This window comes from Polaromonas sp. P1_F6, assembly GCF_056405695.1.
The window spans coordinates 668969-683983 of record NZ_JBFUBQ010000001.1; the positions used below are offsets into that span (position 1 = coordinate 668969).

At 60.6% G+C, this 15015-nt stretch carries 12 protein-coding genes; 7 read left to right on the forward strand and 5 right to left on the reverse strand.

The genetic code is table 11. The features are described from left to right. Positions 1-18: 18 nt before the first annotated feature. From AC1DY9_RS03125 to AC1DY9_RS03140, 4 genes are all read right to left on the reverse strand, one after another. Positions 19-738, reverse strand: coding sequence for a glutathione binding-like protein (locus AC1DY9_RS03125; protein ID WP_457280392.1), 720 nt, complete (start codon positions 736-738; stop codon positions 19-21). Positions 739-772: 34 nt separating this feature from the next. Further along, positions 773-1306, reverse strand: coding sequence for a cupin domain-containing protein (locus AC1DY9_RS03130; RefSeq protein ID WP_457280393.1), 534 nt, complete (start codon positions 1304-1306; stop codon positions 773-775). Between the two features lie 75 nt (positions 1307-1381). After that, positions 1382-1777, reverse strand: a complete 396-nt coding sequence (locus AC1DY9_RS03135) for an RNA-binding protein (RefSeq protein ID WP_457280394.1) — start codon at positions 1775-1777, stop codon at positions 1382-1384. 224 nt (positions 1778-2001) lie between these two features. Continuing rightward, on the reverse strand, positions 2002-3792 hold the full coding sequence (locus tag AC1DY9_RS03140; protein WP_477666031.1) for a M14 family metallopeptidase: 1791 nt from the start codon (positions 3790-3792) through the stop codon (positions 2002-2004). A gap of 302 nt (positions 3793-4094) precedes the next feature. Here AC1DY9_RS03140 and AC1DY9_RS03145 point away from each other — a divergent pair, with 302 nt between their 5' ends. From AC1DY9_RS03145 to AC1DY9_RS03170, 6 genes are all read left to right on the forward strand, one after another. Then, entirely contained in the window at positions 4095-4580 is a 486-nt protein-coding gene (locus AC1DY9_RS03145) for a hemerythrin domain-containing protein (protein WP_457280395.1), read from the forward strand. A gap of 73 nt (positions 4581-4653) precedes the next feature. Beyond that, complete coding sequence (gene dusA / locus AC1DY9_RS03150) at positions 4654-5724, forward strand: tRNA dihydrouridine(20/20a) synthase DusA (RefSeq protein WP_457280396.1); 1071 nt, start codon at positions 4654-4656, stop codon at positions 5722-5724. Continuing rightward, positions 5717-6664: a DMT family transporter gene (locus AC1DY9_RS03155; RefSeq protein WP_457280397.1), complete on the forward strand. Its 948-nt coding sequence runs from the start codon at positions 5717-5719 to the stop codon at positions 6662-6664. The genes dusA and AC1DY9_RS03155 overlap by 8 nt, the downstream gene beginning before the upstream one ends. 453 nt (positions 6665-7117) lie before the next feature. Next, entirely contained in the window at positions 7118-9040 is a 1923-nt protein-coding gene (locus AC1DY9_RS03160; RefSeq protein ID WP_457280398.1) for a PrkA family serine protein kinase, read from the forward strand. A gap of 63 nt (positions 9041-9103) precedes the next feature. Then, positions 9104-10378, forward strand: coding sequence for a YeaH/YhbH family protein (locus AC1DY9_RS03165; RefSeq protein WP_477666032.1), 1275 nt, complete (start codon positions 9104-9106; stop codon positions 10376-10378). Continuing rightward, entirely contained in the window at positions 10375-11934 is a 1560-nt protein-coding gene (locus AC1DY9_RS03170) for a SpoVR family protein (RefSeq protein WP_457280399.1), read from the forward strand. The genes AC1DY9_RS03165 and AC1DY9_RS03170 overlap by 4 nt, the downstream gene beginning before the upstream one ends. Positions 11935-11971: 37 nt before the next feature. Here the strand turns inward: AC1DY9_RS03170 and AC1DY9_RS03175 are convergent, their stop codons facing one another. Further along, positions 11972-12607 (reverse strand): GntR family transcriptional regulator, encoded by a 636-nt coding sequence (locus tag AC1DY9_RS03175; protein WP_457280400.1) that lies wholly within the window; start codon positions 12605-12607, stop codon positions 11972-11974. 220 nt (positions 12608-12827) lie between these two features. Between AC1DY9_RS03175 and scpA the strand changes: the two genes are divergently transcribed. Continuing rightward, complete coding sequence (gene scpA / locus AC1DY9_RS03180; protein WP_477665766.1) at positions 12828-14990, forward strand: methylmalonyl-CoA mutase; 2163 nt, start codon at positions 12828-12830, stop codon at positions 14988-14990. The last annotated feature ends 25 nt before the right edge of the window (positions 14991-15015 follow it).

The window sequence follows — 15015 nt, forward strand, 5'->3', positions numbered from 1 at the left end:
TGAGGAAGGAAAAGGGGGTCAGGAAACCTTGTGCGCGCCGTCCCGTACGCTTTGCGCTGTCTGGCCAAACAGGGCCTTGCGTGCCTCATCGGTCAGCGCCGGTGCGCGCAGTTCCTTGCCCAGGTTCAGCCCGCGTTTGACGGCAGGCCTTTCAAACAGGGCGTCGTACCAGCGTTGTACATGGGGAAATTTTTGCAAGTCAACCTGCTGAGCCTTGTGTGTACGCACCCAGGGAAAGATGGCCATGTCGGCGATGGAGTAAGCAGCACCCGCCACATGCACACCGGTTCGTGCCAGTTGCGCATCGAGCACGCCGTAAAGGCGGTCCACTTCCTTGCTGTAGCGCTCGATCGCATAGGGGATTTTGTCCGGCGCATACAAAAGAAAATGCCCGTTTTGCCCCGCCATGGGACCGAGCCCACCCATCTGCCACATCAGCCACTGCATAGCCTGGTAGCGCTCGCGCAATTCGGCAGGCAGAAAGCGGCCGGTCTTTTCAGCCAGGTACACCAGTATGGCGCCGCTCTCAAACACCGCCACAGGCGCCCCACCGCCGGCAGGCGCGTGGTCGACGATGGCCGGCATGCGGTTGTTGGGGCTGATCGCGAGAAATTCCGGCGTGAACTGCTCACCCTTGCCGATGTTCACCGGGACCAGCCGGTAAGGCAGGCCGCATTCTTCCAGCATGATGGAAATTTTCCAGCCGTTGGGTGTAGGCCAGTAGTGCAGGTCAATCATGGGAAATCCTCGGGGTTTTTGAACTTGTTGAGCGTTAGATCAATGGCGCCAGCTGTGGATGGTCGGCGGCGATTTGCCGGGCTTCGTTGCCGCCCGGCTCCATCATCCGGAAGTCGGAAAAATCAAAGCCCGGACCCACCATGCAGGCCATGAGGGTGTAGCCCATCGCGGCATTCGCCTGTGGCCTGGCTGCCTGCCAAAGGCCGGCCTCTACAACGTGTTGAGGGGTGGTTGCTACGCTGACAGGGCCCAGCGCCGTGCTGCTCAGGCGGTTGTCCTCCGCGTTCCATGTCCAGAGATCGAGTGGTGCGCCCTCCAGATGGACCCACACTTCGTCAGAAAGAACGCGGTGCCAGCGAGAGTGCTGTGTGGCGTCAAGCAGAAAGTAAATAGAGGTCAGTGCGTTGCGCACCGGTCTTCCGTCCTGCGGCGCAACTTGCTGTGTGGAGCGGAACACCTCGCAGTACCAGCCTCCTTCGGGATGCGGTTTCAGCCGCAGCTGTTCAATGAGCTGGCGGGCGCGGGGCGCTGTAGTGAATGGATCTGGCGTGTGGCTGGGCAGGGGCATGAGGCGCAGTGTGCCTTAAACCCGGGCCGGTTTTCAATCTGCCCCGATGGTCCTTGGGCACCTGCGGGACAGGCGTTACTCCAGGTCCTCGATCGCCAGGCTGTGGTACTTCTGCGCATAGGAAAAAGGCACCCTCCGCACGACTTCCATGATGCGCTCCGTGGCGTCTTTGGACGGCACCGGAATCATCAGCGCGTGGTGGCCTTCCCGTGCGAGGTCCACGTACTTGTGAACTGTTGCGCCCTCAGTGCCGACACGCGGCAGGCTCACGTCCGAATGGCCATCCGCCTTGCCGATGTCTTCGAGGATGTCTTCCGGTGTCAGCAGCATGATGCCGTTACTGGCCATTTCCAGTTCATGGGCCACGTGCCTGGCGTCTTCAAGATTCGGGAACATGATGAAGGCGTAGCCGGTGGGGTAAAAGACACCCCCCATACTGAGCATTTTTTTGGTCAGTTCGAAGTTCTTCATGGCGAGTCCTTTCATGCATTGCGTTGGTTCAACGAATCATTAAGGCGCGAAAACTGTAAATTCCCGGTCAGCAATCACATCCTCTTCCTGTCAGACGCAGACGTCAAGTCAGGCCCGAGGCTCACCTCTTATGCCAGCAGGGGCCGCGGAACCGGCTTTGCCGGGCCGCAGGCGCAGCGCCCCCTTGGGGGGCAGCGCATTACACGAAGTGAAAAGCGTGGGGGCTAAAGGTCTTCCAGCTTGATGGTCGGCTCAGCCATCACACGCACCGTGCTTTGCAGGCCCTGCAGGAGCTGGTTGGCGAAGTAGCTGCTCTGGGTGTCGGGCTCCAGTGCAGCAAACACCAGGTTGCCAAGCGGTTGATTCAGCGGCACGTAGTAGCTGCCGCGAGGCACGTCCACCACGCCGCGTGTCAGGCTGACCTGGACTTTGAGAACGGCCTTGGCGTCGGCGATGGTGCCGCGTACGTCCTGGCGTTCGCCCGAGGTGCTGGAAGTCTCCCGATAGCTGTCGCCGAGCATGGAACCCTGTTCGGCAACGCGCTGCACATGGACGCCGTGCAGCCGCAGCCGGTCGACGGCCACGGTGGAGGCCGCCGACAGCCAATAGCCGCAGGGGCGTGCGCGAGCTTTAAGGACGCGCAGCGCAAGGGCAGAATCCCAGTCCACGGACACGGTCTTGTCGGCGCCTGTCACGGGGTCGAGCATGAGCAGGTCGTACTGTGCGGAAGTAGGCGCTGCCTCCACGACTGCTTCCTCCTTGCAGGCTTTGGCGCCGACTTCCTTGTCGAGGTAGGGCCGCAGCTGTTGCAGCTCGTTCGCGCGCTGGGCGGTGCTCGCCAGCGCACTGGTGATGGCTGTCACATGGGTGTGAACGCGCCGCTGGATATGCAGGCGGCCAATGCCAACTCCGCGTGTTTCGATCAGCAGGCTGATGGCGTTTTTCAGTCCATAAACATTTCGGCCGGTGTCGGGTTGGGTGCCGCCCATCGAGATTTTTTTGTCGGCCAGGTCGCTTGAGGTGGTGTAGTACCACTCCGTGGTGAGGTTTTGGCCCTTGAGGGCTGCCAGCAGAGGGCGCCGGTACCACTCTTCCGCGGCCTTGGTCAAAAACTCGGGCAGGTTGGCGGTGGCGGCGTACTGGAACAGCGCGTCGAATTTCTGCACGCTGCCGAACTTCTGCAGGAAGCGGCCCACGACCGTGTACTCATGGGCGTCGACTACCACGGTGGGGTGGTAATCGCGGGCGAGCCTGGCAAGCGCCTGGGCTTCCGGCGTGTTGAGCAGCATGTGGTCGCGGTTCATGTCCAGCCCGCCTGTGGTCGCACGTTGCTCATTCGCTGCACCATCAGGATTGGCGCGCGGAACAATCACCACATTGATGCGGTCCAGGGCAGGCTGCAGCAAACCTTGGGCAAGCTCCCGAGCGATGACCAGCAGCGCTTCGCTGCCGGCAGGCTCGTCGCCGTGCTGCTGGCCTACCAGCAGCACCGTGGGCTTGCCTGCTGACTGCATTACCGTGGGGTCCGTGCCGCCGGCGCGGGTCAGGACCAGTGCTTCAAGTGTTTCACCGCGCTGTGACCGGCCAATGGGCAGCACGGCAGCCCTGACCCCGGGCGTGCGGGAAGCTGCGGCGGCCTGCTCGCGCAGCCATGCCTGGATCTCGGCCTGCGTGGTGAACGTGGTGCGGCCGGCTTGAAGCCCTGGCGTGTTGTAAACAACGGAGGGTGCCGGAAAGCGCGCGGCAACCGCGTCGCTATAAGGTGCGGGTTGGCCGACCGTTGCTGTTGGGGGCGCGACGGGCGAGGTCTGGACCGCAGCGGCCACAGGCGCAGGACGTTGCGCGGCGGGCGCTGGGGCTGGTGAGGGCGCAGAAGTCTGCGTGGAGGGTGGCGTCCATGGCGGAAGCGGTACTGAAGTGCAGGCGATTAGCAACGTCAGCGGAAGCAGTGCGACAAGCGGATGTATCCGGAATGTGGGCGGAACGTGTGCGTGTGAGGTGGAGTTGTGCGGCATGGTCGGCGTCATTTGTTCCTGCACTTCAGGGCCTGAACTGTTCGAAGAGGTGTAGCCGCCCATATTACCCGCTTGGCAGCCCGCAGCGCGCGGGTTCGGGCGAATTAGACGGACCTCTGCAGCAAGGCCGCCACGGTTTTCGCTCGGCTCCGCCAGGTTCCTGTATTCCTACAAAAGCGCTCCCGGGTTTCCCACAAATCTCGCGCGAGCGTCGGCCTAAATTGGCTGGGCGATTGGTTTTGCCGGCCGCATTGAATTTCAACCCACAAACAGACTGACCATTAACCCCAAAGAGGATCCCCATGAGCAAAGCACCTCCAAAAAAGCACGATGCTGTAGATCTGCTGGATGCCGACCATATTGCCGTTAAAAAGCTTTTCACCACATTCAGGAAGTTATGCGACAGCCATGCGTCCGGCGAGGAGAAGCGCGAAGTAGCCGACAAGATCTGCCAGGAGCTGACGGTACACGCGCAAATTGAAGAAGAAATCTTCTATCCTCAAGTTCGCGCGGCCATCAACGACGACGCGCTGCTCGACGAGGCGGAAGTGGAGCACGGTACGGCCAAGGACCTGATCGCGCAGATATCGGGAATGGACCCGGAAGACGACCTGTATGACGCCCGCGTGACGGTACTGGGCGAATACATCGACCACCACGTGAAGGAAGAGCGCGAGGAAATGTTCGTCAAAGCCCGCAAGTCCAGGCTGGACCTGGTTGCATTGGCCGACGAGCTGAGCCAGCGCAAAATGGAGCTGATGGACGAATTCAAGACCGCTGAAGTCTGACAGGGTTTCAGCCGGTTGCGCAGGCCAAGACCCTGCGCAGCTGCGGGTGCGTCCTTTCTGGGAAAATGGGGCTATGTCAGCCCTTTTCCCATTTCCCGCTGCGCCTGCATCTGGCGCCTCTGCCGCATTGCCGGGCCATCCCTGGCGGCTGAGCGTGGCGCCGATGATGGACTGGACCGACCGGCATTGCCGCCACTTTCACCGGTTGCTGTCGCGCCACGCCTTGCTTTACACCGAAATGGTGACCACGGGTGCCTTGATCCACGGTGACGTGGAGCGCCACTTGCGCTTCAACGCCGAAGAACATCCCGTGGCGTTACAGCTGGGCGGCAGCGAGCCGGTGGATCTGGCGCGCTGCGCGCAGCTGGGCGAACAATGGGGCTATGACGAAATCAACCTCAACTGCGGGTGTCCCAGCGAGCGCGTGCAGCGCGGGGCTTTCGGTGCCTGCCTGATGGCCGAGCCGCAGCTAGTGGCTGATTGCGTGAAAGCCATGGTCGATGTGGTCGATGTGCCGGTCACGGTGAAGCACCGCATCGGCATCGACAAGGCTGAAAGCTATGAGTTTGTGCGCGACTTTGTGGGTACGGTGAGCGAGGCCGGTTGCAAGGTCTTTATCGTGCATGCGCGCAATGCCTGGCTCAAGGGCCTTTCCCCCAAGGAAAACCGCGAGGTGCCGCCGCTGCGTTATGAGCTCGTGCATCGCCTCAAGCAGGAATTTCCGCACCTTGTCATCTGTATCAATGGTGGCCTGAACACGCTGGAACAGGTGTCACAGCAGCTAAACGTGCTCGACGGCGTGATGATCGGCCGTGAGGCCTATCACAACCCCTGGTGGCTGGCTTCCTGGGACAGCGCCTTCTTCGGCGCTGCCGAATCCCTGCCAACCCGTGAAGCTGTGGAGTCGCAGATGTGTGACTACATGGTGCGCGAGGCTGCCGAGCATGGCACGCCCAAGAGCGCCATTGCGCGCCACATGCTGGGTCTGCGCAACGGCTTGCCTGGTGCGCGGCGTTGGCGCCAGGTCTGGAGCGACCACCGCTTGCGCGACTTGCCGCCGCATGCCGTGATGGCGCTGGCACACGAAATGCCGGCTTTATCGCCATCAGTGCTTGTCGACACCACCACCATGGCCGATGCCTGATTCCGCGCAAAAACAGGCGCGCCAGGCATTGGCCTTGCTCTGGCTGGTACCGGCGCTCTGGACGGTCAACTACATTGTGGCGCGCAAGGCGCCGGGCGTGATAGGCCCCTATCTGCTGGCTTTCGGGCGCTGGGGCCTGGTGGCATTGTTTCTGCTGGTGCTCACGCGGTCCGAGCTGTGGCGCCAGCGCAGCCACATTGCCAAGGTGTGGTGGCAGTACCTGGTGCTGGGCACCCTGGGCATGGTGATTTGTGGCGCTTGGGTCTACCAGGGGGCACGTTCCACTGGTGCGATGAATATCGCGCTTATTTATGCGGCGTCGCCGGTGCTGATAGGTCTGGGGGCGGTGATCTGGCTTGGTGAGCGCCTGGGCCTGCGCCAGGGCTTGGGCGTGGTGCTGGCTATTGCCGGCGTGCTGCATGTGGTGGTCAAAGGCCAGTGGACGGCACTGGCCGGTGTGCAGTTCTCGGCGGGAGACCTGTGGATCGTGGCTGCCACGGTGTCATGGGCGGCCTATGCCTTGCTGCAAAAGCAGTGGCCCAGCCCGCTTGGCGCCACGGCCCGGCTGGCGGCCATCTGCGCAGGCGGTAGCCTGGTGTTGCTTCCCTTGACTGTGTGGGAAATGTCGCGGCCTGATGTCCTGCCGTTAAGCGGCTACGGGCTGTGGCTGATCGTGGTGGCCGCGATTGTGCCGGGACTGGGCGCGTACTGGATTTACGGCTGGGCGCAAAAAATCCTGGGCGCCAGCCGTGTGGCGGTGTCGCTTTACCTGGGCCCCCTCTATGCGGCACTGGCTGCCTGGGTTGTGCTGGGCGAACCGTTGGGCTGGCACCACGCGTTGGGTGCTGCATTGATATTGCCGGGCGTATTTTTTGTAACGGGCGCCGACAAGGGGCTGACTAAAAAACATTCAGGGCCGATACTGACAGAAGGCACTTGAAATTCCTGACACGCATTGGTGACTTCAGCTAGTGGCCTGCTGTTTGTCCATGCAATGCGTGTGTGTGATTTTTGTCTGTTGAATGCGCTCCGGGTTTGAAATGAATCGCGGCCAGCGATTTTGCATTCTTCAACAAAACATTCAAAGCTGCCTGATTGCCTGCGCACTGAGCTATTAAAAAAATAGCAAACTCAACGACCATGAAGACAGACGTGCGATGGTGCCGACATAGTGCACACACGCATACATATCGTCCGCATTCGTTAAAAAATACGCTGTACCTATTCGCGCATTTGGAAAATAATGGAGACGATTGTTCCTTGGAACTTTCCGTTGACGCTGCGATCTATCAATCGCATGGTGTGAGATAACAGTCGATGCATTGCGCGGAATCTGAAGCAGATTTCCATCACGAGTCGGGGTGCTTCGGTTCCCGCGCGCAAAGGAGGCTTTATGGATGTCGTCCGTAATTTTCTGACGCGTTATGAACAGACGCGAGAAGAGGAGCTGTCCATTGAGGACTACCTCGACGCCTGCAAGCGCAGTCCTCTCGTCTACGCCACTGCGGCTGAGCGGATGCTCGCCGCCATTGGCGAGCCTGAACTGCTGGACACCCGGCATGACCAGCGCCTGTCGCGCCTGTTCGGCAACAAGGTCATCAAGATCTACCCGGCGTTCCGCGACTTCTACGGCCTGGAGGATCCCATCGAGCAGGTGGTCTCTTACTTCCGCCATGCCGCGCAGGGCCTGGAAGAGAAAAAGCAAATTCTGTACTTGCTCGGCCCGGTGGGCGGCGGCAAGTCGTCCATCGCCGAGCGGCTCAAACAGCTGATGGAGCAGGTACCTTTTTACGCCTTGAAGGGCTCGCCTGTTAATGAGTCTCCGCTGAGCCTGTTCAATAATGCAGAGGACCTTCCGCTGCTCGAATCCCAGTACGGCATTGCACCGCGTTACCTGCAGCGGGTCATGTCGCCGTGGGCGGTCAAGCGCCTCGAGGAGTACGGTGGCGACATTCGCCGGTTCCGCGTGGTCAAGCGCTTTCCTTCTATCCTGAAGCAGTGCGCCATTTCCAAAACAGAGCCCGGCGACGAGAACAACCAGGACATCTCTTCGCTGGTCGGCAAGATCGACATCCGCAAGCTGGAGACTTACGCCCAGGACGATCCCGACGCATACAGCTATTCCGGCGGCCTGTGCCTGTCCAACCAGGGCCTGCTTGAATTTGTCGAGATGTTCAAGGCGCCCATCAAGGTGCTGCATCCCTTGCTGACCGCCACCCAGGAGGGCAACTTCAAGGGCACGGAGGGCTTTGGCGCCATTCCCTTCGACGGCATTGTGATGGCGCACTCCAACGAAAGCGAGTGGAAGGCTTTCAAGAACAACAGGAACAACGAGGCTTTCCTGGACCGGATCTACATCGTCAAGATTCCGTATTGTCTGCGCGTGTCGGAGGAGGTGAAGATTTATGAAAAGCTGATTCACAACTCCTCGCTGCGCAACGCCATCTGCGCCCCCGGCACCTTGAAGATGATGGCGCAGTTTGCTGTGCTGACGCGCCTGAAGGAGCCCGAGAGCTCCAGCATTTTCAGCAAGCTGCAGGTGTATGACGGTGAAAACCTCAAGGACACCGATCCGAAAGCCAAGAGCTACCAGGAATACCGCGACTATGCGGGCGTCGATGAGGGAATGAATGGGATCTCGACGCGCTTTGCCTTCAAGATTTTGTCCAAGGTGTTCAACTTCGACTCCACCGAAATCGCGGCCAACCCGGTGCATTTGATGTATGTACTGGAGCAGCAGATCGAGCGCGAGCAGTTCCCGCCTGAGACCGAGCAGAAGTACCTGGCCTACATCAAGGAAATCCTGGCCATGCGTTATGCCGAGTTCATCGGCAAGGAAATCCAGACGGCCTACCTGGAGTCCTATTCGGAATATGGGCAGAACATTTTCGACCGTTATGTGACCTACGCCGATTTCTGGATCCAGGACCAGGAATACCGCGATACCGATACCGGTGAAATCTTCGACCGCTCGGCGCTCAATGCCGAGCTCGAGAAAATCGAGAAGCCCGCCGGCATCAGCAACCCGAAAGATTTCCGTAACGAGATTGTCAATTTCGTGTTGCGCGCACGCGCCAACAACGCGGGCAAGAACCCGGTCTGGACCAGCTACGAAAAACTCCGCACCGTGATCGAGAAAAAAATGTTCTCGAACACCGAAGACCTGTTGCCGGTGATTTCGTTCAACGCCAAGGCCAGCGCGGACGAGCAGCAAAAACACGAAGACTTCGTCAACCGCATGGTCGCCAAGGGGTATACCACGCGGCAGGTCCGGTTGCTGTGCGACTGGTACCTGCGGGTACGCAAGAGTTCCTGAGGCCCACGGCGCGCCGTGGCGGCGCGTCCTGTGTCAGGTGTAGTCATGTGTATGTGACCGGAGATCACTGTGCTCCAGCAAGTCATTGACAGGCGGTTGGCGGGAAAGAACAAGTCCATCGGCAACCGCGAGCGCTTCCTGCGCCGATTCCGCGGGCAGATACGTGACGCCGTGCGCCGTGCTGTCGCGGGCCGCAGCATCCATGACATCGAACAGGGCGAAGACGTCACATTGCCGCGGCGCGATGTTTACCAGCCGGTGTTTGGGCACACCGGCGGCACGCGCGAGACCGTGCACCCCGGCAACCGTGAATACGTGCGCGGCGATCACATCGCGCGGCCGCAGGGTGGCAGCGGCGGCGGGTCGGGCGGTGAGGCCAGTCCCGACGGCGCGGGGGAAGACGACTTTGTCTTTCGCATCACACGCGAAGAGTTCATGCAGTACTTCTTTGACGACCTTGCGCTGCCCGATCTCATACGTACCCAGCTTTTGCCCGATGCGCCGGAATGGAAATCCCGCCGTGCCGGCTTCATCTCGGATGGAACGCCAACCAACCTGCACGTGGTGCGTTCGCTGCGGGTCGCGCTCAGCCGGCGCATCGCCATAGGCGGGGAGACGCGGCGGCAGGTGCATGAACTGGAGGCGCAGCTGGCGCTGGCCCTGCGCGACGCGCCGGATTTGCCTGACGAGATTCTTTCCTTGAGGACACAAGTCGACGCGCTTCGCCGGCGCCTCAAGACTATCCCGTTTTTTGATCCCTTCGACCTGCGTTACCGCAACCGGGTCAGAGTGCCGCAGCCCAGTGCCAAGGCGGTCATGTTTTGCCTGATGGATGTATCGGGCTCCATGGACGAAACGCGCAAGGACATCGCCAAACGGTTTTTTATCCTGCTGTACCTGTTCCTCAGGAAGCATTACGAGAAAACCGACGTCATCTTCATTCGCCACCACACCCAGGCCGCCGAGGTGTCCGAAGAGGAGTTCTTCCAGTCCACCGAAACCGGCGGCACCGTGGTGTCCAGCGCACTGGCCTTGATGCACCAGATCATCCAGGAGCGCTACCCTCCCGGCGACTGGAACATCTACGGTGCCCAGGCTTCGGACGGCGATAACTGGCACCAGGACTCGGCCCGCTGCCGCGAGTTGTTGGTCGGCAAGCTGCTGCCGGTGTCGCGGTATTTCGCCTATGTCCAGGTCGGTGAAGAGGACCAGAACCTCTGGGAGGAGTACACCCAGGTGCAAGAGGACAACCGGAATTTCGCGATGCGCAAGGTCGGAGCTGCGGACGAAATTTTCCCGGTGTTCAGGGAGTTGTTCAAAAAAGGCGCCAAGCCATGACAAAGACCGCAAAAAAGCCTGCCGAAGTGGCGGCGCCTGGCTTGTCCGGCACCGGGCGCCGGCATGCCTGCCTGCCCAGCCCATCCGACTGGTCCTTCGAGTTGATCGAGCTCTACCACGGCGAGATTGCGCGAAAGGCAAAGTCCTTCGGCCTGGACACCTACCCGGTTCAACTCGAGGTCATCACGGCCGAGCAGATGATTGATGCCTATGCCTCGGTAGGCATGCCGGTGAACTATCGGCACTGGTCCTTCGGCAAAGAGTTCATCTCGACGGAAAAAAATTACCGACGCGGCCAGATGGGGCTGGCTTACGAAGTCGTGATCAATTCCAACCCCTGCATCGCCTACCTGATGGAAGAAAACACCATGCCCATGCAGGCGCTGGTGATGGCGCATGCCTGCTACGGCCACAACTCCTTCTTCAAGGGCAACTACCTGTTCCAGATGTGGACCGACGCCGGCGCCATCGTCGATTACCTGGTGTACGCACGGGCCTACATTGCCGAGTGCGAAGAGCGCCACGGCTGGGAGGCGGTCGAGCAACTGCTGGATTCCTGCCACGCCCTGATGAGCCACGGCGTGGACCGTTACCAGCGCTCGCAGAAGCTGTCGCTGGCGGAGGAAGAAGCCCGCCGCAAGGACCGCGAGGCTTATCTGCAGCAGCAGCTCAATGACCTGTGGCGCACAGTCCCCAGGTCTGCCGACAAGCCGGCCGAAAAAACCCATCGCCGTTTTCCGCCGGAGCCGCAGGAAAACATCCTGTATTTCATCGAGAAGAACGCGCCCCTGCTGGAGCCATGGCAGCGCGAGGTGATCCGCATCGTGCGCAAGATCGGCCAGTATTTTTACCCACAGCGCCAGACGCAGATCATGAATGAAGGCTGGGCCACCTTCTGGCATTACACGCTGCTCAATTCCCTGTACGACGAGGGCTTGCTGACCGACGGCTTCATGATCGAATGCCTGCGGTCCCACACCAATGTCATTTACCAGCCGCCGGTGACACATCCGGGCTACAACGGCGTCAACCCCTACGCGCTGGGGTTTGCCATGTTCAGCGACCTCAAACGCATTTGCGAATCTCCCACGGAAGAAGACCGGCAGTGGTTGCCGGACGTTGCCGGCTCCAACTGGCTGGAGACGCTGGACTACGCGATGCGGCATTTCCGCGACGAGAGTTTCATCGGGCAATACCTTTCGCCGCGTCTGATACGCGAATTCCGCCTCTTCTCAGTGGTGGATGACGCGAGCAGGTCCGAGCTTGAAGTGGCGGCCATTCATGACGACGCGGGTTATCGGCATGTACGCGAGGCGCTGTCGCGCCAGCATGACCTGAATTACCGCGAGCCCAACATACAGGTCTGGGACGTTGACGTACGCGGGACCCGCTCCCTGACCTTGCGCCACAGCCGCCACAACGACCGAACGCTCACCGACGATGTCCAGGAGGTGATCAAGCATGTTGCGCGCCTTTGGGGTTTTCCCGTCCTGCTTGAAAGTGTGGACAAACATGGCAAGGTGGTGCAGCACTGGGAGGCGGTGCCGCAGGCCTGATTCCATTCCATTCAGGGGTCGGCCGAAGGCCAGGTTGTCAGGCCGCCGCTTCCAGTCCGTTCCTGAAGTGCTCCCGCATGCGCTGCGCGGTGGCATTCGCGTCGCCTGACGACAGCGCCTGCATGATGGCGCGATGCTCGGCAAGCGACTCTTCAATGCGGCCACTTTTGAGCAGCGAGTTGTGCCGGTTCAGCTTCATCACCTTGCGCAAATCGGCCACCATCTGGTCGCGCCAGCGGTTGTTGGCGATTTCCAGCAGGCGCATGTGAAAGGCTTCGTTGATCTCGAAGAACCGTTCGCGATTGGCAACGGCTTTTTCCAGTTCGTTGTGCAGGCTTTGCAGTTCTTTTAACTGGGCAGGCGTGGCCTGGGTTGCCACAACGCTGGCCGCATCGCTTTCCAGCAGCGCGAGCAAGTGGTACACGTCGGCCAGGTCGCGTTCAGATACTTCGGTCACATAGGCGCCGCGGCGCACTTTCATCGTGACCAGGCCTTCGGTGGCCAGCACTTTCAGGGCTTCGCGCAGCGGCGTTCGGCTGATGCCGTATTCCTCGGCCAGCTTGAGCTCGTCAATCCAGCTGCCCGGCGTCAGCTCGCGGTTGAAGATGCGCTGGCGCAAAAGCTCCGCCACTTCTTCGTAAAGCGCTCGAGGGGTCAGGGACACTGCGGCCATGGGCATAAAGGTGTGTTTTGAATGTGCGAAAGCTTCGAGTGGGCGTTGCTTTCGATCAGCGCTGCACGCGAGTTAGTGGGCATTTTACTTCAAACTGAATTTTGCATCAATAATTATAAATGATGTAAACTTGACCGGATTCATGACTTCCTCTCATGCTGAGCCTATGCTGTTCCCATCGCGACGCCCGGCGTGAAGACCCGTTACGGTAACCCATCCCATGTCCAAGCCCAGCAAAGAACCTGAATTTCCCGCAGCCAGCCTCGAGGTGTGGGCCAGAGCCGCTGCCAAATCAGCGCCCGGCGGCGATGTGGGCGGGTTGAACTGGCAGACGCCTGACGGCATCAGCGTCAAGCCGCTCTACACCGCTGAGGACACCAAAGACCTTCCCCATACCAATACGCTGCCGGGTTTTGAGCCTTTCATTCGGGGGCCGCAGGCCACCATGTATGCGGTGCGTCCCTGGACGATTCGCCAGTACGCCGGCTTTTCCACGGCTGAGGAGTCGAATGCTTTCTATCGCAAGGCGTTGGCCGCGGGAGGGCAGGGCGTGTCGGTGGCGTTCGACCTGGCCACGCACCGCGGTTACGACAGCGACCATCCGCGTGTGACCGGCGACGTGGGCAAGGCCGGTGTGGCGATTGATTCGGTCGAGGACATGAAAATCCTGTTCGACCAGATCCCGCTGGACAAGGTCAGCGTCTCCATGACCATGAACGGTGCGGTGCTGCCGGTTTTAGCCGGCTATGTGGTCGCGGCCGAAGAGCAGGGCGTGAGCCAGGACAAATTGAGCGGAACCATCCAGAACGACATCCTCAAGGAGTTCATGGTCCGCAACACCTACATCTTTCCGCCGCAGCCCAGCATCCGCATCATTGGCGACATCATTGAATACACGGCGCAGAACATGCCGAAGTTCAATTCGATCTCGATCTCGGGTTACCACATGCAGGAAGCCGGTGCCAACCAGGCGCTAGAGCTGGCCTTCACCTTGGCCGATGGAAAAGAGTATGTAAAAACCGCGCTGGGCAAGGGCCTGGACGTGGATGAATTCGCCGGGCGCCTGAGTTTCTTCTGGGCCATCGGCATGAACTTCTACCTTGAAGTCGCCAAGATGCGCGCCGCGCGCCTGCTGTGGTGCCGCATCATGAAAGGCTTCAACGCCAAGAGCCCCAAGAGCCTGATGCTGCGCACGCACTGCCAGACCTCCGGCTGGAGCCTGACCGAGCAGGACCCCTACAACAACGTGGTGCGCACCACCATCGAAGCCATGGCGGCCGTGTTTGGCGGAACGCAAAGCCTGCACACCAATTCGTTTGACGAGGCGATTGCACTGCCCACCGAGTTCAGCGCCCGCATCGCCCGCAACACCCAACTCATCATCCAGGAAGAAACCCATATCCCCCACGTGATCGACCCCTGGGCCGGCAGCTACATGATGGAAAAGCTCACGCAGGACATGGCTGACGCTGCCTGGGCCATCATTGAAGAAGTCGAGGCCATGGGCGGCATGACCAAGGCCGTCGACAGCGGTTGGGCCAAGCTCAAGATCGAAGCGGCTGCCGCTGAAAAGCAGGCGCGCATCGACAGCGGCAAGGACGTCATCGTCGGCGTCAACAAATACAAGCTCAAAACCGAAGACGCCATCGAGTCGCGCGACATCGACAACGTGGCGGTGCGCGACGGGCAGATCACAAGGCTCAAGGCCATCAAGGCCAGCCGCGACAATGCGGCGGTGCAGGCCGCGCTGGACGCACTGACGGCAGCCGCCGAAAATAACAACGGCAATCTGCTGGACCTCAGTATCAAGGCCGTGCGCCTGCGCGCCACGGTGGGTGAGGTCAGTGATGCCCTAGAAAAAGTCTACGGGCGCCACCGCGCCGATACACAAAAGGTGACCGGTGTGTACGCTGCTGCTTATGACTCCGCCGAAGGCTGGGAAACCCTCAAAACCGAAATCAACGCATTTGCCGAAGAGCAGGGCCGCCGCCCGCGCGTGATGATTTCCAAACTCGGCCAGGACGGCCATGACCGCGGCGCCAAGGTGGTGGCCACGGCCTTTGCCGACCTGGGCTTTGACGTGGACATGGGGCCGCTGTTCCAGACGCCCGAAGAGTGCGCGCGCCAGGCGATTGAGAACGACGTGCATGCGGTGGGCGTCTCCACGCTGGCGGCCGGCCACAAGACACTGGTGCCGGCCATCATCGCCGAGCTCAAGAAGCAGGGCGCCGATGACATCATCGTGTTTGTCGGCGGCGTGATTCCGCGACAGGATTACGAGATGCTGTACGAGGCCGGCGTGAAAGGCATCTACGGCCCGGGTACGCCGATTCCGGCGAGTGCCAAGGACGTGCTGGAACAGATTCGGGCTGCGTTGAAGTGATTTTCAGGGTGTTTTTGAGGCTCAG